Origin of the sequence: Mumia zhuanghuii, from assembly GCF_042681565.1 — a bacterium.
Classification (GTDB): Bacteria; Actinomycetota; Actinomycetes; order Propionibacteriales; family Nocardioidaceae; genus Mumia.
On the sequence record NZ_JBHUFT010000006.1, the window covers coordinates 185,407 to 209,006 of the forward strand.

Sequence of the window (23,600 nt, forward strand, 5' to 3'; positions counted from 1 at the left end):
ACCCGGCGCCGTTAGACCTTCTTCTCCCGCCAGGGCCGCTCGAACGGCAACCGCCACGCGTGCGGCGCGATCAGCTGGTGGATCGCGTTCGGTCCCCAGGACCCGGCCGGATAGACCCGTACGGGCGGCGGGTGGTCGAGCAGCTGCTGCGAGAGGCCCCACAGCCGCTCAATGCCGTCGGCGGTGGTGAACAGCGTGTGGTCGCCGCGCATCGCGTCGTAGATCAGCCGCTCGTACGCCTCGAGCGCCGACACCGCGCCCGGATCCTCGTGGAACGAGAACTGCATCGAGTACTTGTCCATGCGCATCCCGTGCCCGGGCTTCTTGCCGTAGAACGACAGCGACAGCCGGGCACGATCAGCGAGGTCGAACGTCAGGTGGTCCGGGCCCTGCGCGCCGACGCCCGACCCCTCGGGGAACATGCTCTTCGGCGGCTCGCGGAACGCGATCGAGATGATCCGCGCGCCCTCGGCGAGCTTCTTGCCCGTACGGAGGTAGAACGGCACGCCGGCCCACCGCCAGTTGTCGATCCAGCAGCGCAGCGCGATGAACGTCTCGGTGTCGGAGTCGTCGAAGACGTCGGGCTCCTCGCGGTAACCGGCGTACTGACCGCGGACGACGTCGGCGGGCTCGATCGGCAGCATCGAACGGAAGACTTTGTTCTTCTCCTCCGTGATCGCGTAAGGGGCGAGCGCGGTCGGCGGCTCCATCGCGACGAAGCCCAGCACCTGGAAGAGGTGCGTGACGACCATGTCCTTGTAGGCGCCCGTCTGCTCGTAGAAGCCGATGCGCCCGCCCAGGCCGAGGGTCTCGGGCACGTCGATCTGGACGTGGTCGATGTGGTTGCGGTTCCAGATGGGCTCGAAGAGTCCGTTGGCGAAGCGGAAGGCGAGGATGTTCTGCGCCGCTTCCTTGCCTAGGAAGTGGTCGATGCGGAAGATCTGGTCCTCGCGGAACACCTCGTGCAGGGCGGCGTTGAGACGACGCGCCGACGCCAGGTCGGTGCCGAACGGCTTCTCCATGATGATCCGCGAGCGTGCCGCCAGGCCCGCCTCGTCGATCTCGTGGACGACCGCCAGCGCCGCCTTGGGAGGCACGCTCAGGTAGTGCAGGAGCTGCGGCTGCCCTCCGACCTCGGCCTCCGCCCGGTGGACGACCGTCGCGAGCGTGTCCGCGCCACCGTCGCCGGGCGCCCAGCGCAGCAGGGCCGCGAAGTCGGCCCACGCCTCATCCGTCGGCGAGGGCTTGCTGAACTCATCGACGGCGTCACGGGCGAGCGTACGGAACTTGTCGAGGTCCATCTCGTCGAGAGAGGTGCCGACGATCCGCGCGTTCGGGAGCAGGCCAGCCTGCCAGAGGTGGAGCAGCCCCGGGAGCAGCTTGCGGCGTGCGAGGTCGCCGGTCGCCCCGAAGAGCACGATGACGTACGGCTGCGACTCCATGCGGTTCAGCGTAGTGCGACAGGACGCCGGTGGTGGGGCGAGCCTGACGGCACAGTGATCTGGCTCACAGTCGTGCCGCCTTGCACCCACAACCTACGGTTGCGTAGGTTGTGGGTGCACAGACGTTCACTCAACCCGTACGGAGCGTTCATGGGAATCGTCCGCAAGGCACTCGCCTCGCGACCGGTCGCCGCCTTCACCTCCCCGCACACGGTCGACCACTACCTCGACCAGGTGCACCCCATGCTGGCCGTCCACCACGTGCGCGCTCGCGTCGTCGAGGTGATCCGCGAGACCGGTGTCGCGAGCACGGTCGTGCTGCGGCCCAATGGCTCGTGGCGGGGTTTCAAGCCCGGGCAGCACGTCGAGTTCGGCGTGGAGGTCGACGGCAAGCGCCGCGTCCGGGTGTTCTCGGTGTCGAGCTCGACACAGCGCAAGGACGGCCTCTTCAGCGTCTCGGTGAAGGCGCACCCCGACGGCTACGTCTCCCAGTACCTCCACCACGAGCTCTGCCCGCGCACGCTCGTCCACCTCTCGCAGGCCGACGGCGACTTCGTCCTCCCCGACAGCGTCCCCGACGACCTGCTGCTCCTGTCCGGCGGCAGCGGCATCACGCCGGTGATGTCGATGCTGCGCACCCTGCGCGACACCGGCCATCGCGGCCGGGTCACGTTCTTGCACTACGCCCGCAGCCGGGACGACGAGATGTTCTCCGACGAGCTCGACGAGCTCGACGCCTCGCTCGACTTCGCGACGGTCGTCCGCATCTACACGCGCGAGCCCGTCGAGGGTGCCGAGCTCGCCGGCCGCTTCACCGTCGAGCACCTCAAGCACCTCGGCGTCGACGCCGCGAGCACGCTGTCGTACGTCTGCGGCCCGGCCGGCCTCATCGCCACGGTTCGCGACGCGTACGACGAGCTGGACGCCGCCGACCAGCTGCGGATGGAGTACTTCAAGGTCCCCACCGTCGACCTCGACGCCGCCGACGCCACCGGCACCCTCACCTTCGAGGACTCCGGCATCGCCGCCGACAACTCCGGCACGACCATCCTCGAGCAGGCGGAAGCCGCGGGACTGAAACCCGCGTACGGCTGCCGCATGGGCGTCTGCAACACCTGCGCCCTCAAGAAGAACCACGGCGCCGTACGCCACGTCATCAGCGGCGAGATCACGGCCAGCACCGACGAGACCATCAAGATCTGCGTCCAAGTCCCTGTCGGCGACGTCAACGTCGCCCTCTGATTTCGACCCTTCGACAGGCTCAGGACGAACAAGCTCAATCACCGGAGGAGAGCATGTCCCACTACCGCAAGAAGCACGCGCCGATCGAGCCGCTCAGCGCGTCGAACCACAACAAGGCGCCCGTCCCGCTCGTTGGCGAGGACACCACCACGCGCGCGACGATCGGCCTCGACCTCATGACGTACGAGCAGCTCGAGGAGTTCGGCCAGGAGCTCGATACGGTCCGCCAGCGGGTCCTCGACGACCTCGGCCAGAAGGACGCCAACTACATCCGGCGCGTCATGAAGGCTCAGCGGATCTTCGACGTGCTCGGCCGGATCGGCATCTTCATGCCGTTCTTCCCGCCGGTGTTCGTCGTCGGAATCCTCTGCCTCGGCATCTCCAAGATCCTCGAGAACATGGAGATCGGGCACAACGTGATGCACGGCCAGTACGACTGGATGAACGATCCGGTCGTCGACGGCAAGAAGTATGAGTGGGACAACGTGGCGCCCGCTGAGGACTGGAAGCACGGCCACAACTACATCCACCACACGTACACGAACATCCACGGCATGGACCGGGACATCGGCTACAACATGTTCCGGATCGACGAGGAGCAGCCGTGGTACCCGAGCCACCGCTTCAACCTGCCGCTGGCGACCATGCTGATGCTCTTCTTCGAGTGGGGTGTGATGTACCACGGCATCGAGCTGGACGAGTACCTCGGCGGACGCATGAGCAAGTCCGAGTTCAAGGCCCGTAAGAAGCGCGCCTGGCAGAAGGTCCGCCGCCAGGTCGTCAAGGACTACGTCGCGTTCCCGCTGGCCTCGGTCGCGCTGGTGCCGTTCACCTCGTGGTGGGTGCCGCTCGCGGTCCTGGGCGGCAACGTCGTCGCCAACATCATCCGCAACATCTGGACGTTCATCATCATCTTCTGCGGCCACTTCCCCGCGGAGGTCGAGACCTTCAGGGAGGAAGACGCGCTCAACGAGACCCGCGGCCAGTGGTACCTGCGCCAGCTCCTGGGCTCGGCCAACATCACCGGCACCCCGGTCTTCCACGTGCTGACGGGCAACCTGTCGTACCAGATCGAGCACCATCTCTTCCCCGACATCCCGGCCCGCCGCTACCCGGAGGTCGCGAAGGACGTGCACCGTCTGGTCGAGAAGTACGGGCTGCGCTACAACACCGGCCGCCTCTCGAAGCAGATCGGCAGCGTCGCGATCCAGCTGGCCGCGCTCGGCAAGAAGCCGTCCGACCCGTACAAGGTCGGCAACTCTCCGGAGTCGAAGGCACTTCGCCGCGAGAAGCGTGAGGCCGAGAAGGCTGCCCGCGAGGCGATGGCGAACGCCTGAGGTTCCTGCCCGCATCGCTTGACCGATGAGGAGGGGTTCCGCCCACTGGCTGGGCGGAACCCCTCATCGTTCGTCAGCGGACAGCGCGTACGGAGGCCTCCGGGCTGAGGTCGAGCCGGCGCAGCGTCTGAGCGTTGAGCGCGACGATGACCGTGGACGCCGACATGAGGATCGCTCCCACCGACATCGGGAGCACGAACCCGACCGGCGCGAGCACGCCCGCCGCGAGCGGGACGGAGATCAGGTTGTAGCCCGCGGCCCACCAGAGGTTCTGCTTCATCTTGCGATAGCTGGCGCGTGACAGCTCGCGCACCGACAGCACCGAACGCGGGTCGTCGCTGGCCAGGATCACCCCGGCCGACGCGATCGCGACGTCCGTGCCGGCACCGATCGCGATGCCGACGTCGGCCTGCGCGAGTGCCGGCGCATCGTTGACGCCGTCGCCGACCATCGCGACCTTGCGACCCTCGTCCTGCAGCGACGCGACCGACGCGGCCTTGTCCTCCGGGCGCACTCCGGCGAAGACACGGTCGATGCCGAGCTCGTCACCGACCGCGCGCGCGACCGCTTCGGCGTCACCGGTGATCATCACGACCTGCACACCGAGCCGGTGGAGCGCGTCGACGGCCTCACGCGACTCCTGGCGCACCTCGTCGGCGAGCGACAACGCCCCTGCCGGCCGGCCGTCGACGACCACGTGGAGGATGATCGCGCCCTCGGCACGCCACGTGTCGGCGACCGGGAGCTCGTTGGCGTGCTCCTGCGCGAGGAGCGCCGGCCCGCCCACCTGGACGCGGTGGCCGTCGACGGTCGCCGAGACGCCGACCGCCGGTGACGACGAGAACCCCGAGGCCTCAGGCACCGTCAACCCACGTTGCCGTGCGGCCTCCACGATCGCCTTGGCCAGCGGGTGCTCGCTATCGGACTCGGCCGCAGCCGCGAGCGCGAGCACGCGATCAGCGTCCTCCCCCGCCGCAGGCTCGACGGCGCTGACGGCAGGCTCCCCCTTGGTCAGGGTGCCGGTCTTGTCGAACAGCACGGTGTCGACCGTCCGCATGCTCTCCAGGGCCAGCCGGTCCTTCACGAGCACCCCGCCGCGGGCGGCGCGCTCGGTCGCGATCGAGACGACCAGCGGGATCGCGAGGCCGAGGGCGTGGGGGCACGCGATCACGAGCACCGTGATGGTGCGGATCACGGCCTCGTCGGGCTGCCCGATGAGCGACCACACCACCGCTGTGATCGCCGCAGAGCCGAGCGCGAACCAGAACAGCCACGCGGCGGCGGTGTCGGCGATCCGCTGGGCCCGTGACGACGAGCTCTGCGCGTCGGCGACCAGCCGCTGGATGCCTGCCAGCGCGGTGTCGTCCCCGACCGCGCTCACGCGGACCCGAAGACCCGAGTCCGTCGCGACCGTCCCGGCGACGACGCCGTCTCCGACCGTACGACGCACCGGACGCGACTCGCCCGTCACCATCGACTCGTCGACGTCGGCGGCCCCCTCCGTCACGACCCCGTCAGCCGGCACGCTCGCGCCGGGGCGGACGACGACGAGGTCACCGACCTGCAGGGCGGACGGCGCGACCGTCACCACCTCGTCGCCCTCCACCCGCTCCGCCTCGTCGGGCAGCAGCGCCGCGAGCGAGTCCAGCGCCGAGGTGGTCTGAGCCAGCGACCGCATCTCGATCCAGTGACCGAGCAGCATGATCACGATCAGCAGCGCGAGCTCCCACCAGAAGTCGAGCTCGTGATGGAGGAGCCCGAGGCTCGCGCCCCAGGACGACACGAAGGCGACGGTGATCGCGAGCCCGATGAGCAGCATCATCCCGGGCTGACGCGACCGGATCTCGCTGACGGCGCCGGTCAGGAACGGCCTGCCGCCCCACACGTACATGACGGTGCCGAGCACCGGCGAGACCCACTCGACCCAGCTGGCGCCTGGGAGGTCGTAGCCGATGATCGCGGCGAACATCGCCGAGCAGAGCACCACAGGGACGGCGAGACCCAGCATGATCCAGAAGAGCCGCCGGAACTGGGCCACGTGGTCACCGTGCCCGCCGTGCGCGTGCCCGTGCCCGCCGTGCCCGTCGTGGGCGGGCACCGTCTCGTGCGTGTGGTGGTCGTGAGTGGTCATGATCTCGAAGGTATACCCCTAGGGGGTATAAGGCAAGCCCTCGCCGAGGACGAGAGAGGCGACCCGCGACAGCTCGGGCGTCAAGGCGACCTCGGGCACCGTGACCTCCTCGTCGCCGTACGCGAACGTGTAGATAAACCGGTCCGGATCGGCCCGCACGTCACTGATAGACGCGAGGTCCGTACGGCCGAGCAGGGCGGCAACCTCGGCCCCGACCTCGCCGTCGTCGAGGTCGAGGACGCCCTCGCGCACCAGGCCGGCGAACCCACCGGACCGCTGGACCCGCACCGTGCCCGTCGGGAACCCGGCCGGCTCCCGCGATGGGGCATCCACGCCCGGCACCACCCCCACCTCAGCCCACGCCTCGCGGACCAGCTGCGCCTCGCGCGCACCGAACAACCGCTCGGCCGCCTCGACCGTGGCTGACCCGAACCCCGCAAAGCCGGTCCGCGAACCCACCGAACCGCCGCTCAGCGCCGCGTACCAGATCTGTCCGGGCACCTCCCAGCTGTTGCCGCCGAGGGCGAGCGCCGCCAGCGCGAACGCGCGGTTGGGGATGCCCGAGTTGATATGGACTCCCCCGTTGTCAGCCTGGGTCTCGACGTAGTCCCGCATCGACCCGACCTGCGGGTCCTTGCCGAGCAGCGGGTCGTCGTACGCCGTCCCCGGCTCGCGCATCGATCGCAGCGCGACGGCGTCGATGCCCGCGACGAACAATCCCTCCCCGATCAGCCAGTCGGCCTGCTCCGCGCTCTGCCCGAGCGCCTGCTGCTTGGCCAGCGCTGCGAAGCAGTCGGACATGGACTCGTTCAGCGCCCCCGACTGGTCGGCATAGACGAGGTCGGCGGTGAACTGCGTGACGCCGTGGACGAACTCGTGGAAGAGCACGTCGGGCGGTTTGGTGAACCGCTCGAACACCTCGCCGTCGCCGTCGCCGAAGACGAGCTGCTGTCCGTCCCAGAAGGCGTTGTCGTAGCGCTGGCCGTAGTGGACCGTCACCGTGACCGGACTGCCGGCGCCGTCGATGCCGTCCCGCCCGAACTGCGTGGCGAACAACGTGTGGATGACGCCGGTGTTGTCGTACGCCTCGTCGACCGCGAGGTCGCCGGTCGGCGGCTCGTCGTCGCCGCGCGCTTTGTCGCCCGGGAGCCGGGTCGTGCCCGCGGCGGTGAAGATCGTCTTGGTGCCGTCGGCGTCGACCGGCACGTCGAGGTCGGTCACGGACGCGGTACGGCGGCGCTCGCGAAGGTCGGCGTCGAGCGCACGCGTCTGCGCACAGCACCGGGACACGTCGACGCGGCCGGTCGCCTCGGCGATGTGGGCGAGCAGGTAGGGCGGGACGAAGGTGCAGCTCATCCCCCAGTCGTACCGCGCGCCACCGACACCGGCGAGCCGGTCGAGCCGCCCCGCCGCCGGTCGAGCCGCCCCGCCGCCGGTCGAGCCTGTCGAGACCCCTCAGATCAGGCGACGGTCGTTCGCCCATCGCGTCAACTCGTGACGGCTCGACAGCTGGAGCTTGCGCAGCACGGACGACACGTGGGTCTCGACGGTCTTCACCGAGATGAACAGCTCCTTCGCGACCTCCTTGTAGGCGTAGCCGCGCGCGATCAGACGCATCACCTCGCGCTCGCGCTCGGTGAGCCGGTCAAGATCGGAGTCGACCTGCGCGACCTCGATCGTCCCGGCGAACGCGTCCAGCACGAATCCGGCCAGCCGTGGGGAGAACACCGCGTCGCCGCCCGCGACCCGCCGGATCGCGTCGATCAGCTCGTCACCGGTGATGTTCTTGGTGACGTAGCCGCGCGCACCGGCCCGGATCACGCCGATCACGTCCTCGGCAGCGTCACTGACCGACAGCGCGAGGAACTTCGTCTCCGGGTGACGCGTCGCCACGCGTCGGAGGACCTCCGCTCCTCCACCGCCCGGAAGATGCACGTCGAGGAGCACGACCGCGGGCTGGGACGTCTCGACCGCGGCGATCGCCTCGTCGACGTCACCGGCCTCCGCGACGATCCGCACCGCGCTGCCGAGCTCGGCGCGCACGCCGGTCCTGAACATCGCGTGGTCGTCGACGAGCAGGACCGTCAGGTCACGCCCGCCTGCCGCGCCCGTACCACCGGTCTGACTCGGGGTGCTGCTCACGTGTCTGCTCCTCCGTCCGCGCCCTCGGGCGCACCGTCACGTCCGCCGTTCGGCGACCGGTCGCGTACGAGGGGCAGCGCCAGCCGCACCTCAGTGCCGTCCCCCGGGCTTGAGCGTACGACGGCGGTCCCACCGTGCCGCTCCATCCTCGCGACCAGCGAGCGACGGATCCCCAGCCGGTCCTCGGGCACCTGGGCCGGGTCAAAGCCGTGGCCGCGGTCACGGACAAACACCTCCGCCGCCGTCCCGCTCACCTCGACGTAGACGTCGATGCGGTCCGCGCCCGAGTGCTTGACGGCGTTGGTCATCGCCTCGCGGGCGGCGGCACGCAGCGCGTCGACGTCGGGGTCGGGCTCGGCATCGCCGACGCCCACCACCTCGATCGGGATCCGGTATGCCGTCTCGATCTCGGTCGCGTCGGCCACCAGACCCTTGCGGAGCGTCGTGCCGTCGTCGGCAGGCTCCCCGTACAGCCAGTCGCGCAGCTCGCGCTCCTGCCGTCGGGCCAGCGTCGCGACCTGTGCCGGGTCGTTCGCGTTCTTCTGGAGCAGCGCGAGGGTCTGGAGCACCGAGTCGTGCAGGTGAGCGGCGACGTCGGCACGCTCCTGCGACCGCACCCGCTCACGCCGCTCCTCTCCCAGCGTCGCGAGGAGGCGGACGATCCACGGCCCGAGAAGCAGGCCCGCTCCCGCGACAGCCACCACGAGCGCGCCCAGCAGCTGAGCCGCGGACTCCAGCCCGCCCCCGAGCTGGGCGACGAAGACGCCGTACGCGATGAGGACCAGCAGCGTGCCCGCGGCGGTCCTCAGGACCGCCTGCCATCCCGACGTCTCCCGGACCCAGCGGCGCAGCGACCGGTCGTCGGCCTGGCGCCAGATCAGGGCGAAGCCGGTGATCGCCAGGACGGCGGGGAAGAGCAGGCTCCCCACGCGATCGCTGCCGACGACGATGAAGACCATCCCGACGCCCAGCACGACGAGGGCGGCGGTCTGCAGCGTGCTGCGGTTGGACTGCGCCTCGTCCTCCTCGTCGCTGCGCAGCCCGCGCCGCGTCGCGCTGGCGAGACCGGGCGAGCCCTCAGCGCCGCCGAGCGGGACGAAGACCCAGAACGCCGCGTACGCGAGGACCCCGGCGAGCTGGAAGAGGGTCGTCAGGACGAACGCGAGGCGCACCCACAGCACAGGGACACCGAGATGGTCGGCGAGTCCCTGCGCGACCCCGCCGAGCACGCGCGGGCTCGGGGAGCGGTAGAGCCGGCGCACCGGCGTCGCAGTCATCGTCACGCTACCGATCGTCACACGCTGGCGGTGCTGCGGACCAGCCGGATCGACCCCTGCCGGACCCTGGCCCGGCGGGCGGCCGGCCCGGTACGGATCAGGGGTTTCACCCATACTGCGGAGGGACGACGCGCAGCAGGATGGACACATGGACGACACGACCCCACCCCTCGGCGCTCCCGCCGCGGGAGGCGCCTCCGCCGACAGCGGGGGCCAGACACCCCCGCCGGGTGACCCGCGCCCCCCGAGCTCCGGCGCACTCACCGACATCCGCCGCACCGAGGACGGCCGGGTCGTCGCCGGTGTGTGCGCGGGGATCGGGCGCTACCTCGGCATCGACCCGATCATCCCGCGCATCGTCTTCGCTGTGCTGACGATCGTCGGGTTCGGCGGTCTGCTCGCCTACGGTGCCGCGTGGATCCTGCTGCCCGACGAGCGGACGGGTGAGAGCTATCTGAAGCGCTGGCTGGGTCTGGGAGACAACGAGCCGCAGATCCGGTTGGTCGGCCTCGGCGCGGCTGCGCTGGTCGCCCTCACGTGGACGTGGGGATGGGGGTGGCCGCTCGGCCCGATCTGGATCGCGGCGGTGGTGGTCGTCGCGTGGGTCGCGTTCCGCGAGTACCAGGAGCGCAGCCGGCGTCACAGCGCGCCGCGGCCCCCCGTCCCGCCGTACGGACCTGGGCCGCAGCCGCCGGCGCCACCGTACGGGGCAGCACCTCCGTACGGGGCAGCATCTCCGTACGGGCAGGCACCTCCGTACGGGGCAGCACCTCCGTACGGGCAGGCACCTCCGCCGTACGCAGCCGCTTCCCCACACCCGCAGGCGCCCGCCGCACACGGCGCGCCCGCCCGCTCGTACGCCCCGGTGCCACCCGCTCTCCCGCGGCCACCCGCACCACCGCACCGGCCGCCGCCTCCCGCACCGAAGCCGCCGAAGCGCCCGAACCCTCGCCACGACGGCGGGCTGCTGACGATCCTCACGCTCTCGCTGACGCTCGTCGCGACCGGCGTCACCATCATCGCGACGCAGGGGGACCTGCACACCTCGGTGTACGTCGCCGTCGCCCTGGCGACGCTCGCGGCGGGCATGCTCGTCGGCACCGTGCTCGGCAACGCCCGGCCGCTGATCTTCCCTGCGCTCGCCACCGTGGCGGTGCTCGCGGTGTCGGTCGCCGTGCCACGCTGGGACGCCGGCCGCATCGAAGCGACACCGACGAGTGCCGCCGCCGTCCGGGACGCGTACGGGATCGGCTTCGGCGAGGTGATCGTCGACCTCACCGGCGTCACAGACCCGGCGGCGCTCGACGGGAAGAACATCGAGATCGAGGTCGGCGTGGGCAACGTCCGCGTGTACGTCCCCCCGACTCTCGACGTCGGGATCGACTCCTCCGTCGGTGTCGGCGCAATCTCCGCGCTCGGTGCCGAACGGGGCGGCCTCAGCACCCAGCTCACCATGCACGACAACACGGACCGTCCCGACCTGGACCTCGAGATCGACGTCCGCATCGGGATGGTGGAGGTGATCCGCTCATGAAGCGCCATCCGCTCGACGCGCTGACCCTGGTCAGCCTCACGTTCGTCGCCGTCGCCGGTGCGGTGTGGGGGATGTGGTACGCCGGCTGGGACCTGGTCTCGATCGCGATCGCCGGCCCGCTGCTGCTGGTCCTGCTCGGCGTGGCGGGGCTCGTCGCGACGTTCATCGCGGCGCGCCAGACGAGCCGTCGCAACCGCGAGCAGCGCACGGCGGTCTCTCCGTCGGCCGACACCACGCTCGACGCCACCCCTGACGACGCAAGCCCCACCGACGCAAGCCCCGCCAATGACACCCGCACTCTCACCCTCGAGGACCTCACCGGGCCCTCCGACGAAGGAGACGACAAGCGATGACCCGCTCCAAGAAGCTCGTACGCACCAGCAGCGACCAGTGGATCGCGGGGGTGTGCGGCGGCATCGCGCGCTACCTCGGCGTCGACCCGACGGTCGTCCGGCTGGCCTTCGTGGTCTTGACCGTGCTCGGGCTCGGCTCGATGATCATCGTCTACCTCGTCGCCTGGCTCCTGATGCCCAAGGACGTCTGACGCCGCTCGGGAAGGCAGGCAGTGCCCGGGTCAGCGTGAACGCGGACGTTCGAACAGGCGCGACATCACGATCGCGCTCCGCGTGCGCTCGACCCGGGCATGCTCGCGCATCCGCTCGACGACCTGCTCGATCTCGGCCATGTTCGTCGCCATCACGTGCACGATCGCGTCAGGGTTGCCGGCGACGGTCCACGCGCCGACGACCTGCGGGATCGGCTCGAGGCTGCGTTTGAGCTCGCCGGCCGACACGTTGCCGTCGTAGTAGATCTCGACGTACGCCTCGGTCGTCCACCCGAGGGCCGCGGGGTCGATGAGGGTCGTGAAGCCGGTGATCTGGCCGCTCGCACGCATCCGGTCGACCCGGCGCTTGACCGCCGGAGCCGACAGCCCGACACCGGCACCGATCTCGGAGAACGTTGCTCGCCCGTCGCGCATCAGGTGCCCGATGATCTCCCGGTCGACCGCGTCCATCGGCACGACCCCCTCCTCGCCTCACGTCTGACGACGTGCGAGCAAGCCTAGAGCCGCTCGCCCTCCGACGTGTACGGCGCGCGCCACTCAGGTGCCTCGTCGAGGTTGGGTCCGGACCAGTACTCGCGGGCCGCGACGACCTGCCCGTCGCGGACCGTCCAGAACCCGGCCGCGACGTACACGCCGTCGACTCCCTCCTGCGTCACCTCCAGGTCGGTGGCGGCCCTGTCGCCGGCACCGACGACGTCACGCACGGTGATCGACCAGCCCTCGGGGTAGTCACGGTTCATCGCGACGTACGCGGGACCGAGGAACGTCTCCCCCGTCCGGGGCCACTCGATCACCGCCTCGGGGTGCACGAGCGCCGCGACTGCGTCCCAGTCGCGGGCCTGCATGCGGGTCTCGAGCGCTGTCACGACCTGTACGGCATCCATAGGCCCAGCGTGCCCGACGGCACTGACACGTCGCTCAGCTCTGCCAGGACTTCCACAGCGCCGCGTACGACCCACCGCGCGCGACCAGCTCGTCGTGGCTCCCGAGCTCGCTGATCTCGCCGTCCTCGACGACCGCGACCCGGTCCGCGTCGTGCGCGGTGTAGAGGCGGTGCGCGATCGCCACGACCGTCCGCCCCTCGAGGACCGCGCTGAGCGACCGCTCAAGGGCACGCGCGGCCCGCGGGTCGATGAGGGACGTCGCCTCATCGAGCACCAGCGTGTGCGGGTCGGTGAGCACCACCCGCGCCAGCGCGAGGTGCTGCGCCTGCGCGTCGGTGAGGCGGTGGCCTCCCGAGCCGACGACCGTGTCGAGACCGTGCGGGAGGTGCTCCACCCACTCGCGGGCGTCGACCGCGTCGAGCGCAGCCCAGAGCTGGCCGTCGGCGGCGGTCCCGGACTCCTCGAGCGCGAGTTGCAGGTTGTCGCGCAGCGTCCCGACGAAGACGTGGTGCTCCTGCGTCAGCAGCGCGACTCTGCGCCGCAGGTCGTCGAGCTCGAGCTCGGTGACTCCGACGCCGCCGACCGTGACGGCCCCGGTGGTCGGACCCTGGATGCCCGCGATGAGACGCCCGATCGTCGACTTCCCGGCGCCGGACGGGCCGACGACCGCGAGGCGCTCCCCCGCGGCAAGCTCGAGGTCCACCCCGTGCAGGACCTCGCGACCCGCGACGTACGAGAACCGCACGTCGTCGAGCTCGATGTCCTCGCCTTCGGGGGTACGACCGGTCGGTTCCCGGTCGTCGGGCACCTCTGAGACACCGAGCAGGCGCGCGAGCGAGGTGGCACCGACCTGAAGGGTGTCCATCCAGTTGAGGATCCGGTCGACGGGATCGACGAGGAACCGGACGTACAGCACCGCGGCGGTGAGCTCGGCCAACGAGATGGTCCCACGGTCGAGCAGCACGCCGCCGAGCAGGAGCGTCGCGACGACGGGCACGAAGTAGCCCATCTCGACGGCGGGGAAGAACACCGTCCGCAGGTTGCGGGTGTACGACTCCGCAGCGAACGACTCCGCGATGTCCTCGTCGATGCGAGCGCGGCGCTGGTCGCCGAGCCCGAGCGCCTCGACCGTCCGGGCACCCTCCACCGTCTCGGCCAGCGTCGCATTGATCCGCGAGTACGAGGCGTGCTCGCGGATGTAACCGTCGCGTGCACGCTTGAGGTACCAGCGGGTGGCGGCCCACAGCACCGGCACGCCCAGCACGAGGGGGACGAGGACCCATCCACCGACGAGCACCGCCGCGACGACGGTGCACACGGCGGTGACGAGCGCGACCACGGTCTCCGGCACGGCGAAGCGCACCGCCCAGCCCAGCGTGTCGACATCGCGCGAGGTACGGGTCAGGAGGTCGCCGGTCCCCGCGCTTTCCACGACGCCGATCGGCAGGGTCAGTGCCTCGTCGACGAAGTCCTCGCGCAGCCGCGCCAGCACGGTCTCGCCGAAGACCGACGACCGCAGCCTGGCGTACCGGGTCAGGATCGTCTGCGCGACCAGGCACACCGCGACGAACAGCGCGATGCGGTCGATCGTGCCGTAGCCGCCGCGCCCCTCGGTCGCGGCCTCGACGAGGTCACCGACCAGCCAGGGCACGACGAGACCGGCACCGGCAGCGGCGCCGTGAAGGAGCATGATGCCGACGAGGTCACGGCGGTGGTCGCGGCCGAGCTGGCGGAGGTACGAGCGAAGCAGGCGGGTGCCGGCGATGGGCAGGGCGTCATGCAACGTCCTCGGCCTCCTCTCGGGTCACGACCTGGCGGTACGCCCGGTCGGTGGTCATGAGCTGGTGGTGGTCGCCGGTCGCGACGACGCGGCCGGCCGACAGGAACGCGACCTCGTCTGCGACGTCGAGGACGAGCGGGCTGCTCGACACGACGACCGTGGTACGGCCGGCACGGTGCCTGCGCAGACGCGCAGCGACACGCGCCTCGGTGTGGGAGTCGACAGCCGACGTCGGCTCGACGAGGACCAGCACGTCAGCCTCGGTCAGCAGGGCGCGCGCGAGCACGACGCGTTGCCGTTGCCCCCCGGACAAGGAGCGACCACGCTCGGCGAGCTCGGAGTCGAGTCCCTCCGGGAGCCCGTCGAGGATGTCGTCGGCGGACGCCGTGGTGACCGCGCGGGCGATCTCGTCGCCGGTCGCCGTGCGCCGGGCGTCGAGAGCGCTGCGCAGCGGGCCGCTGAAGAGCGCGGCACCGGTGTCGTTGACGACGATCCGGCGACGCAGCTCGTCGCGGGCGAGCGCACCGAGCGGCACGCCGCCGTACGAGACGACGTCGACGTCGCCGCCTGGCTCGACATAGCCCCCGAGGCGGTCGGCCAGCGCCACCGCGTCGCGCGGGTCATCGCTGACGACGGCGGTGAGCACGCCCTTGCGACCGACGAAGCCCGAGCGGACGTCGACCAGGTCGCCGTCGGGCGGGCTGACCGGGTCGGCGGGGTCGCTCACGCTCGGCTGGATGCGCAGGATGCGGATCACGTGACGTGCTGAGACGTGACCGCGGATCAGCTTGTTGGCCGCTTCGGTGAACGTCCGCAGCGGGAGCATGAGGAATGTGGCGTACCCGTAGAAGGCGATGAGGTCACCGGCGCTGATCTGACCGGTCGCGGCAAACCGCGCACCGAGCCAGACGACGAGGACGACGAAGGCGCCTGGCAGCAGCACCTGGAAGGCGTCGAGCACCGACTGGACTCGCGCGACCCGGACACCGGCGTGGCGGACGTCCTGCGAGGCCGCGCGGTAGCGGCGGTCGAACATCGCCTCGCCGCCGATGCCGCGCAGGACGCGCAGCCCCGCGACGATGTCGCTGGCGAGGGTGTTGAGCTCCCCCTGCAGGGCTCGCGCCTGCTGGTTGCGGCGGTTGAGGTGGCGCAGCAGCGGGCCCGTCACGCCCATGAGCAGCGGCACGCCGATCAGCACGACCAGCCCCAGGGTCAGCGAGCTCTGCAGCAGGATCACCGCGACCACGAGGTAGGCGACGATCGAGCCGATGAACCGGCCCATCACGTCGACGAAGTTGCCGAGGTTGGCGATGTCCGTCGCTCCGACGCTCACGACCTCGCCGTGCGCGACCCTGCGGTTGAGCTCGGAGCCGAGGCGGCCGGTGTGCGTGCTGACGAGCTGGACGGTCCGGTAGGCGGTGTCGAGCCACATCTGGACGGCGTAGCGGTGGCGCATGATGCCCGAGAACGCCTGGACGGCGCCGATGACGAGAAGCAGCGCCGACCACAGGACCAGTGCGCGTCCGGCACCCACGTCGACGACCGTGTCGATGGCCGCCCCGATCACCGCAGGGACGGACGCCTGGGCCACCATCCAGGCGATGCCGAAGGTGATCGCGCCGACGAGGGTCCAGCCCTGCACCCGAAGAATCCACGTCATGTACCGCGTCGCCGAACGAATGTCTGGGGTGCCAGGGTCGGCGAGCGGGAGGTTCTTCACAACGATCAACCCTAGGCAGCGGTTCTGACAAGAGCGACCGAATATCCCGCGCCTGTGACAGGGATCTCCACCACGGCGCGGCGACTCATCCGGCGACGGGCGCGGGCCAGCTGACACCGATGCCGCCGGCGGTCTGCGCGCCGTACCGCTCTTTCTCGAGGGCGAGGTCGAGCGGAAGGATCCGCACCCGTGCGGCGCGCACCTCAGGGGTGATCAGTGCCGCGGGGACGAGCCAGCTGACCTCGAACTCGATCCCGTCGGGATCCGCGCCGTACAGCGCCTTGGTCGTGCCGTGGTCGCTCGCACCGACGAGCGCGTCGGCGTTGGCCAGCCTCGCCATGACGGTCTCGAGCTCGTCGAGCGTGTCGACCTCCCACGCGAGGTGGTAGAGCCCGACGGTCGTACGGCCCGCTCCCGACGGCCCCGCCGCCGGGCCGATCTGGAAGAGGCCGAGGTCGTGGTCGTTGGAGCTGCCCGAAGCCTGGAGGAACGCGGCCCCCGGCAACCCCATGACCTTCGTGAAGCCGAGCACATCGGAGTAGAAGCGCTCCGAGCGCGCCACGTCGCGGACGTAGAGGACAGCATGGTTGAGGCGCGTGACGGGCATGACGAACTCCTTAGTTGAACGTTCATTCATTATGCCTCACAGGCCCACACCGCCCGACGCGGACCGTTAGACTGGCCGCTGGTGTGCCGGGAAGTCTGGTCGGCGTGGTTCTGACGACCCCAAAGAAGGAGCACCGTGCCCCAGAACACCGTCCTCGGCCGAGGCTCGTGGCCCGAGACCTCACGCATCGCCGCCCTGCTGCGCCAGGAGACCGTCGGCGGCTTCCTCCTGATCGGAGCCGCAGCCCTCGCGATCGTGCTCGCGAACAGCGGCCTCGGCGACGCGTACGCGACCCTCCGCGACACCCGGATCGGCCCGGAGTCGCTGCACCTCGACCTCACCCTCGGGGCGTGGGCTGCCGACGGGCTGCTCGCGATCTTCTTCTTCGTCGCCGGGCTCGAGCTCAAGCGCGAGCTGGTGGCGGGCGACCTGCGCGACCCGCGTCGCGCAGCCATCCCGATTGTCGCCGCCGTCGGCGGCATGGTGGTCCCGGCGCTGGTGTTCGTCGCCGTCAACCTCGGCACCGGCGACGGCGCGCTGCGCGGATGGGCGATCCCCACCGCGACCGACATCGCCTTCGCGCTCGCGGTTCTCGCCGTCCTCGGCTCGTTCCTGCCGACCGCCCTGCGGACGTTCCTGCTGACCCTCGCAATCGTCGACGACCTGCTGGCGATCATCGTCATCGCGTTCTTCTACACCGACCACCTCGCGATCGGGTGGCTCGCCGCGGCAGTCGTCCCGATCGCCGTCTTCGCCGTGCTGGTCCAGCGGCGGGTCCACTCGGGCTGGATCCTGATCCCCCTCGCGGTGCTCGCCTGGGCCTTCGTCCACGCCTCGGGCGTACACGCCACGATCGCCGGCGTCGTCCTGGGGTTCATGGTCCCCGTCCTGCGCAGCCAGGCCGCCGGTGGCCCCGAGGCAGGCCCTGGGCTTGCGGAGCACTTCGAGCACCTGTGGCGCCCGATCTCGGCCGGCATCGCCGTACCGATCTTCGCGTTCTTCGCTGCCGGCGTCGACGTCGGAGGCATCAGCGGGCTCGTCGAGGCCAACCGCAGCACCGTCACGTACGGGATCGTCCTCGGCCTGGTCGTCGGCAAGACGGTCGGGATCTTCGGCTCGACCTGGCTCATGGCGCGCTTCACCCACGCACGCCTCGACCCGAGCCTCGGGTGGATCGACGTCGTCGGCGTCGGGATGCTCGGTGGCATCGGCTTCACCGTCTCGCTGCTCATCGGCGACCTCGCGTACGGACTCGCGTCGACCCGCGACGCGTACGTCAAGATCGGCGTGCTCGAGGGTTCCGTGGTTGCCGCGCTGCTCGCCACCGTGCTCCTGCGGCTGCGCAACCGCCGCTACCGGCGCCTGTACGAGGAGGAGACCCGCGACACCGACCATGACGGGGTCCCGGACGTCTACCAGCAGCGCGACGAGGCCTAGAGCCGCGACGGCCCGTTAAGCGGTTGACCCACCCGACGACCGCGAACCAGACTCGGTCGATGCCTCCCACGATCCTCCCCGTACCCCTGCCTACCTCCCTCACGTCCCCGGATGCATGGTCGCTCGCGGGCGTCGTACGGGTGCGTGAGGAGATCGATCGCGAGATCCGCGGACATGCCGACCTCGTGCCCGACCTCGCCCTCAGCGCCGAGATGATCAGCGACCGCGTCTACCGCCCGCTCGACCGCTGGGTCGCCGTCGTCGACGACTCCCAGACGCCGGAGTCGGTCGTCGGGCACGCCTCGCTCCGCCTGCCCCAGGTCGGTGACACCAACGTCGCGGTCGTCGACGTCGGCGTCGAGCCGCGATGGCGCGGGCAGGGCATCGGAACCGCCCTCGCGGCGCACCTCGAGGCCGAGATCCGCGCCACCGCCCGCCGGATCGTCCAGGCGGACACCTCACACTCACGGTCGCCGCAGCCCGACGCCGAGGCGCTGCACGCCCCGTCGGGAGCGGGCGCCGTCCCGGCCGATGCGTACGCCCGCTTCGCGCTCGCCCAAGGGTTCGCGCTGGAGCAGGTCGAGCGGCAGTCGACGCTCGACCTCCCGCTCGACCCCGACCACCTCGCCGCCCTCGCCGGCGAGGCGTCGAGCGCAGCGGGTGCGGACTACCGCACGCACGTCTGGGTCGACGAGCTGCCCGAGGAGTGGGAGGAGCAGTACGCGATCCTCATGACGCGGATGACGACGGCGGCCCCCACCGGCGGCATGGACCATGCAGAGGACGTCTGGGACGTCGCACGTCTACGCGACGCGGCTTCCCGTCGCCGTGCGAGCGGGCGGGTCGCTGTCATCGGCGCGGTCGAGCATCGGCCAACAGGTTCGCTCGCGGGCTACTCGGTCGTCGAGTACACAGACTCCCGGCCGGAGTCGGTCATCCAGGCCGACACTCTCGTGCTCGACGAGCACCGCGGCCACCGGCTCGGGATGCTCGTCAAGACCGCGCTGATGGGCACCCTCGCCTCCGTACGCCCGGAGGCACGGCGCATCCACACCTGGAACGCGCAGGAGAACGCACACATGCTCGCCATCAACGTCGACCTGGGCTACCGGCCGGCGAGTGTGGCGGCCCAGTGGCAGCGGCGGCTCGGCGCCGCCTAGCGCCTGGTGTCGATCTGGGGAGATGCTGTTCGTTGTCCATGTGAAGGCCCCGACACGCGGGGTCGGAGCGAAGGAGACACCGATGAGCGAGCGCTATCTCTTCATCCTGTTCGACGACGAGGCCAGCTGGGTCGATGCGTCCCCTGAGGAGTGGGACCGCCTGATGGCCGCGCACGACCGGTTCAGCAAGGCCATCGAAGCCGCAGGGGCGATCGACCACGGCGGCGAGGCACTCCAACCGACCTCGACAGCGACCACCGTGCGTCCGGGGCCCGACCCCGTCGTGACGGACGGCCCGTTCGTCGAGTCCAAGGAGGCCTTCGGCGGCTACTACGTCATCGAGTGCGACGGGCTCGACGCCGCGCTCGCGTTGGCCAAGCAGGCCCCGTCCCAGGTCGTCGAGGTCCGACCGATCCTGGCCGTCTGAGCGAGGCCGGATGAGCGACGTCGCGGACGTCCTCGCAAACCTCCACCGGGAGCACTGGGGGCGCGTCGTCGCGGCGACCGTCCGTACGGCCGGCGACCTCGACACCGCCGAGGACTGCGCGCAGCAGGCGTTCGAGCGTGCGCTGCGCGCCTGGTCGGCGGACGGCCCGCCGGAGTACGCGGTCGCGTGGCTGGTGCGTACCGCCCGCAACCACGCGATCGACCTGCACCGCAGGGTGAGCGCGTTCCGCGACCGGGTGCCCGAGCTCGCCCTGCGTGAGGACGCCCGCCACGACGACGCCGCATCGGGCTGGAACGACGATCTGCTCCGCCTCGTCTTCACCTGCTGCCACCCGGCGCTCGCCGAGGCCGACCGTGTGCTCCTCACGTTGCGCGTGGTCTGCGGGTTGCCGACCCCGACGGCGGCCGGGCTGCTCCTGCTGAAGCCAGCGACCGCGGCGGCCCGCCTCACCCGCGCCAAGCGCAAGATCACCACGGCCGGGATCCGGTACGTGGTGCCGGCTGGCGCCGACCTCCCCGCCCGGCTCGACACGGTGCTCGAGGTCGTGCACCTCGTGGCGACGGCGGCCCACGAACGCCCACGCGGTCCCGAGACCGACGCGCTCGAGGAGTCGGCCGGGGCGCTGTCGACGAGCCTCGCCGAGATCTTCCCCGAAGAGCCGGAGGTGCTCGGCCTGCTCGGGCTCGTGCTCTTCACCCAGGCCCGTACCGCCGCACGGCGCGGGGCGGAAGTCGTCCTCCTCGACGGCCAGGACCGCGGCGCGTGGGACGTCCGGCGGATCGCCGCCGGGCGGGAGGCGACCAGCCGCGCCATCGAGCGGGCCGTCGCGCGGGACGGGCGAGCGGGCCGGTACGCGCTGCAGGCGGCGATCGCCGGAGTGCACGTCGAGGCGGCGAGCGTCGAGACCACGGACTGGCCTGCCCTGCTCCGCCTGTACGACCGGCTGCTCGAGGTGTGGCCGACCCCTGTCGTCCGGCTCAACCGTGCGGTCGCGCTGTCGTACGTCGACGGACCTGAGGTGGCCCTCGGCGAGGTCGACGCCGTCGCGGACGCGCCGGGCATGCGCGACTACGCCTACCTCCCGGCCGTACGAGCGCGGCTGCTCGCCGATCTCGGGCACATGGACGACGCGGCCGCCGCGTACCGGCAGGCGATCGCCGTCACCGGCGACGACGCGCAGCGCCGCTTCCTCAAGGGACGGCTGGACGCGCTCGGGGCGTGACCGGCCTCAGGCGTCGACGTCGTACGCGTGGTGCTCGATGTCGTGCAGGTAGTACGTCGCGAACGTGGTCACCGTGAAAGACGCTCCGTCCGTACGGCGGCCCGTACGGGCCCACTGCCCGTCCCCCACGGCGTCGAACGCGTCAGCGGTCAGCGCCGCCTCGTGTGCCAGCTCGTGAGCGACGGCAGCCGGATCCTGCTCGCCGTACCGCGACTCGACGGCCGTGGCGTCCTGGTCCCAGTTGGGGTAGAGCGGATCGTCGTCGTCGAGCATGAGGCCCAGTCGGAACCGGTAGATCGTCTGCACGTCGCGGACGTGGCAGGCGTACTCCAACGGCGACCATGTGCTGTCGTCCGGTCGTACGGCGACGTCCTCGCGTGCGAGGACGTCCGGCCACAGCGCCGCGTTCGCCCGGACTCGCGCTCCGACCTTGGTGGGGACGACGCTCGCGGGGTCGAACCCGCACTCGGGGCAGACCTCACGCGTGGTCCAGGTCCAGTCCTTGGTGTCCGGGACGAAGGCCACGACTCACTCCCACTCGATCGTGCCGGGCGGCTTGCTCGTGACGTCGAGGACGACCCGGTTGACCTCGTTGACCTCGTTGGTGATGCGGGTGGAGATGCGCTCGAGGAGCTCGTACGGAAGGCGGCTCCAGTCGGCGGTCATCGCGTCCTCGCTGCTGACCGGACGCAGCACGACGGGGTGACCGTACGTCCGGCCGTCGCCCTGGACGCCGACCGAGCGGACGTCGCCGAGCAGCACCACGGGGAACTGCCAGACGTCGCGGTCCAGACCCGCTGCCGTCAGCTCCTCGCGGGCGATCGCGTCGGCCTCGCGGACGATCTCGAGGCGCTCCTCGTCGACCGCGCCCACGATGCGGATCGCGAGCCCGGGGCCCGGGAACGGGTGGCGCCAGACCATCGCCGCCGGCAGGCCGAGCTGCTCGCCGACCTGACGGACCTCGTCCTTGAACAGCGTCCGCAGCGGCTCGATCAGGCTGAACTCGAGGTCCTCAGGGAGGCCGCCGACGTTGTGGTGGCTCTTGATGTTGGCCGCGCCCTCGCCGCCGCCGGACTCGACGACGTCGGGATAGAGGGTGCCCTGGACGAGGAACTTGACCGGTGTGCCGGGCGTCTGGAGGATCTCGCGCTCGGCGGCCTCGAAGGTCCGGATGAACTCGCGGCCGATGATCTTGCGCTTCTCCTCCGGGTCGGTGACGCCGGCGAGGTGCCCGAGGAACTGCTCGCGTGCGTCGACGACCTTGAGGTTGACGTCGGTGGCCGCCACGTAGTCGCGCACCACCTGGTCGCGCTCGCCCTTGCGGAGCAGGCCGTGGTCGACGAAGACGCAGGTCAGCTGCTCGCCGATCGCGCGCTGGACCAGCGCGGCGGCGACGGAGGAGTCGACACCGCCGGACAGTGCGCAGATGACACGCGCGTCGCCGACGGTCTCGCGGATGCGCTCGACCTGCTCGTCGACGATGTTGACCATCGTCCACGTCTGGCGGCATCCGGCGATCTCCACGAGGAAGCGTTCCAGGACCTGCTGGCCGTGCTCGCTGTGCAGGACCTCGGGGTGCCACTGCACTCCGGCCAGCCCCCGCTCGACATCCTCGAACGCCGCGACCGTCGCGCGAGGCGAGGACGCGGTGACGGTGAAGCCCTCGGGTGCGAGGGTGACCTCGTCGCCGTGCGACATCCAGGCCCGCAGCGTGTCCGGCACGCCGGCCAGCAGGACGCCGGGCTCGCCTACGGCGACGTCGGTACGGCCGTACTCGCGCTGGCCCGTGCTGGCGACCGTGCCACCGAGCGTTTGCGCCATGGCCTGGAAGCCGTAGCAGATGCCGAAGACGGGCGTGCCCTGCGCGAACAGCGCCGGATCGAGCCGCGGTGCGCCGACCTCGTAGACCGACGACGGGCCCCCGGACAGGATCACTGCCTTCGGGTTCTTGGCGAGCATCTCCTCGACCGGCATGGTGTGCGGCACGATCTCGGAGTAGACCTTCGCCTCGCGGACGCGGCGCGCGATGAGCTGCGCGTACTGGGCACCGAAGTCGACGACGAGGACCAGGTCGTGGTCAGGAATCTCGGTCACTCCTCGATCCTACCGAGAGCCGCGCACCGCCCGTCCGGCCGCGCCCGCAAGCCGCTGGTTGAGCCTGTCGAAACCCACGAGCCCGCTGGTTGAGCCTGTCGAAACCCACGAGCCTGCTGGTTGAGCCTGTCGAAACCCACGAGCCCGCTGGTTGAGCCTGTCGAAACCCGCTCACTCGTCCTGCCGATTACGCGAGAGCTGTGGCAGAGCCGCGAAATCGCCGCGGATCAGAGCCTCCCGCTTCGCACGTGACCAGCCCTGGACGCGCTTCTCCCAGGCAAAGGCCTCGTCGACTCGTTCGAACTCCATGGCATACACAAGTTCTACTGGCCGGCGGCGCCTGGTGTGTGCCGCACCGTCGCCGTCTTGGTGCTGCTTCAGACGCCGTTCGAGGTCGCGGGCGCTACCGACGTAGTAGCTCCCGTCGGCGCATTTGAGGATGTAGGTCCACGCCATCTGTAAAGGATGTCGGTGATCGCCGAGGCGAGGACGCGGCTGTCCACAGGTTTCGACAGGCTCAACCAACGGGCGGCGCGGTTTCGACAAGCTCAACCAACGGGCGGCACGCGGTTTCGACA

22 protein-coding genes are annotated in these 23,600 nt (G+C 70.7%); 9 read left to right on the forward strand and 13 right to left on the reverse strand.

What is annotated here, in order from left to right; genetic code table 11:
* Positions 1 to 11: 11 nt before the first annotated feature.
* Positions 12 to 1,442, reverse strand: a complete 1,431-nt coding sequence (gene zwf / locus ACFSDF_RS08145; RefSeq protein ID WP_167005463.1) for a glucose-6-phosphate dehydrogenase — start codon at positions 1,440 to 1,442, stop codon at positions 12 to 14.
* A gap of 150 nt (positions 1,443 to 1,592) precedes the next feature.
* Here zwf and ACFSDF_RS08150 point away from each other — a divergent pair, with 150 nt between their 5' ends.
* Both ACFSDF_RS08150 and ACFSDF_RS08155 read left to right on the forward strand, forming a co-directional pair.
* A complete protein-coding gene (locus ACFSDF_RS08150; RefSeq protein WP_377157035.1) occupies positions 1,593 to 2,684 on the forward strand; it encodes a ferredoxin reductase in 1,092 nt (363 codons plus the stop codon).
* A gap of 53 nt (positions 2,685 to 2,737) precedes the next feature.
* A complete protein-coding gene (locus ACFSDF_RS08155; RefSeq protein WP_167005465.1) occupies positions 2,738 to 4,021 on the forward strand; it encodes a fatty acid desaturase family protein in 1,284 nt (427 codons plus the stop codon).
* 73 nt (positions 4,022 to 4,094) lie between these two features.
* Here ACFSDF_RS08155 and ACFSDF_RS08160 read toward each other — a convergent pair whose 3' ends face one another.
* From ACFSDF_RS08160 to ACFSDF_RS08175, 4 genes are all read right to left on the reverse strand, one after another.
* Positions 4,095 to 6,152, reverse strand: a complete 2,058-nt coding sequence (locus ACFSDF_RS08160; RefSeq protein ID WP_167005468.1) for a heavy metal translocating P-type ATPase — start codon at positions 6,150 to 6,152, stop codon at positions 4,095 to 4,097.
* 18 nt (positions 6,153 to 6,170) lie between these two features.
* On the reverse strand, positions 6,171 to 7,508 hold the full coding sequence (locus tag ACFSDF_RS08165) for a protealysin inhibitor emfourin (RefSeq protein ID WP_167005471.1): 1,338 nt from the start codon (positions 7,506 to 7,508) through the stop codon (positions 6,171 to 6,173).
* Between the two features lie 99 nt (positions 7,509 to 7,607).
* Positions 7,608 to 8,210 carry a LuxR C-terminal-related transcriptional regulator gene (locus tag ACFSDF_RS08170; protein WP_377157051.1) on the reverse strand — a complete coding sequence of 201 codons (603 nt, stop codon included), beginning with the start codon at positions 8,208 to 8,210 and terminating at the stop codon, positions 7,608 to 7,610.
* Positions 8,211 to 8,290: 80 nt separating this feature from the next.
* A complete protein-coding gene (locus tag ACFSDF_RS08175) occupies positions 8,291 to 9,571 on the reverse strand; it encodes an ATP-binding protein (RefSeq protein ID WP_167007096.1) in 1,281 nt (426 codons plus the stop codon).
* 148 nt (positions 9,572 to 9,719) lie between these two features.
* Here ACFSDF_RS08175 and ACFSDF_RS08180 point away from each other — a divergent pair, with 148 nt between their 5' ends.
* Genes ACFSDF_RS08180 through ACFSDF_RS08190 form a run of 3 tightly spaced genes read left to right on the forward strand, consistent with a single transcriptional unit; the run spans position 9,720 to position 11,649 of the window.
* Complete coding sequence (locus ACFSDF_RS08180; protein WP_167251657.1) at positions 9,720 to 11,105, forward strand: PspC domain-containing protein; 1,386 nt, start codon at positions 9,720 to 9,722, stop codon at positions 11,103 to 11,105.
* Positions 11,102 to 11,458, forward strand: coding sequence for a hypothetical protein (locus ACFSDF_RS08185; RefSeq protein WP_167005480.1), 357 nt, complete (start codon positions 11,102 to 11,104; stop codon positions 11,456 to 11,458). The genes ACFSDF_RS08180 and ACFSDF_RS08185 overlap by 4 nt, the downstream gene beginning before the upstream one ends.
* Positions 11,455 to 11,649 carry a PspC domain-containing protein gene (locus ACFSDF_RS08190; protein ID WP_167005483.1) on the forward strand — a complete coding sequence of 65 codons (195 nt, stop codon included), beginning with the start codon at positions 11,455 to 11,457 and terminating at the stop codon, positions 11,647 to 11,649. Before ACFSDF_RS08185 ends, ACFSDF_RS08190 begins: the two co-directional genes overlap by 4 nt.
* A gap of 30 nt (positions 11,650 to 11,679) precedes the next feature.
* Here the strand turns inward: ACFSDF_RS08190 and ACFSDF_RS08195 are convergent, their stop codons facing one another.
* The 5 genes from ACFSDF_RS08195 to ACFSDF_RS08215 form a co-directional block, all read right to left on the reverse strand.
* Positions 11,680 to 12,120, reverse strand: coding sequence for an Lrp/AsnC family transcriptional regulator (locus ACFSDF_RS08195; RefSeq protein ID WP_167007099.1), 441 nt, complete (start codon positions 12,118 to 12,120; stop codon positions 11,680 to 11,682).
* A 47-nt stretch (positions 12,121 to 12,167) separates the two neighbouring features.
* Positions 12,168 to 12,554, reverse strand: coding sequence for a nuclear transport factor 2 family protein (locus ACFSDF_RS08200; RefSeq protein WP_377157039.1), 387 nt, complete (start codon positions 12,552 to 12,554; stop codon positions 12,168 to 12,170).
* Between the two features lie 34 nt (positions 12,555 to 12,588).
* A complete protein-coding gene (locus ACFSDF_RS08205) occupies positions 12,589 to 14,337 on the reverse strand; it encodes an ABC transporter ATP-binding protein (protein ID WP_167005489.1) in 1,749 nt (582 codons plus the stop codon).
* Positions 14,330 to 15,994 (reverse strand): ABC transporter ATP-binding protein, encoded by a 1,665-nt coding sequence (locus ACFSDF_RS08210; protein ID WP_167005492.1) that lies wholly within the window; start codon positions 15,992 to 15,994, stop codon positions 14,330 to 14,332. The genes ACFSDF_RS08205 and ACFSDF_RS08210 overlap by 8 nt, the downstream gene beginning before the upstream one ends.
* Positions 15,995 to 16,139: 145 nt before the next feature.
* A complete protein-coding gene (locus tag ACFSDF_RS08215; protein WP_167005495.1) occupies positions 16,140 to 16,661 on the reverse strand; it encodes a VOC family protein in 522 nt (173 codons plus the stop codon).
* 135 nt (positions 16,662 to 16,796) lie between these two features.
* On the opposite strand from ACFSDF_RS08215, the gene nhaA reads away from it, so the two are divergent.
* From nhaA to ACFSDF_RS08235, 4 genes are all read left to right on the forward strand, one after another.
* Positions 16,797 to 18,098: a Na+/H+ antiporter NhaA gene (gene nhaA, locus ACFSDF_RS08220; protein WP_167251656.1), complete on the forward strand. Its 1,302-nt coding sequence runs from the start codon at positions 16,797 to 16,799 to the stop codon at positions 18,096 to 18,098.
* A gap of 59 nt (positions 18,099 to 18,157) precedes the next feature.
* Positions 18,158 to 19,258, forward strand: coding sequence for a GNAT family N-acetyltransferase (locus tag ACFSDF_RS08225; RefSeq protein ID WP_167251655.1), 1,101 nt, complete (start codon positions 18,158 to 18,160; stop codon positions 19,256 to 19,258).
* Between the two features lie 82 nt (positions 19,259 to 19,340).
* Positions 19,341 to 19,685, forward strand: coding sequence for a YciI family protein (locus tag ACFSDF_RS08230; protein WP_167005504.1), 345 nt, complete (start codon positions 19,341 to 19,343; stop codon positions 19,683 to 19,685).
* Positions 19,686 to 19,695: 10 nt separating this feature from the next.
* Positions 19,696 to 20,928: an RNA polymerase sigma factor gene (locus ACFSDF_RS08235; protein ID WP_377157043.1), complete on the forward strand. Its 1,233-nt coding sequence runs from the start codon at positions 19,696 to 19,698 to the stop codon at positions 20,926 to 20,928.
* Positions 20,929 to 20,934: 6 nt separating this feature from the next.
* Here ACFSDF_RS08235 and ACFSDF_RS08240 read toward each other — a convergent pair whose 3' ends face one another.
* The 3 genes from ACFSDF_RS08240 to ACFSDF_RS08250 all read right to left on the reverse strand — a co-directional run.
* A complete protein-coding gene (locus tag ACFSDF_RS08240; RefSeq protein WP_167005510.1) occupies positions 20,935 to 21,453 on the reverse strand; it encodes a DinB family protein in 519 nt (172 codons plus the stop codon).
* A gap of 3 nt (positions 21,454 to 21,456) precedes the next feature.
* On the reverse strand, positions 21,457 to 23,013 hold the full coding sequence (guaA, locus tag ACFSDF_RS08245) for a glutamine-hydrolyzing GMP synthase (RefSeq protein WP_167007102.1): 1,557 nt from the start codon (positions 23,011 to 23,013) through the stop codon (positions 21,457 to 21,459).
* A gap of 180 nt (positions 23,014 to 23,193) precedes the next feature.
* A partial coding sequence (locus ACFSDF_RS08250) for a GIY-YIG nuclease family protein (protein ID WP_377157045.1) occupies positions 23,194 to 23,600 on the reverse strand: 407 nt, incomplete at its 5' end.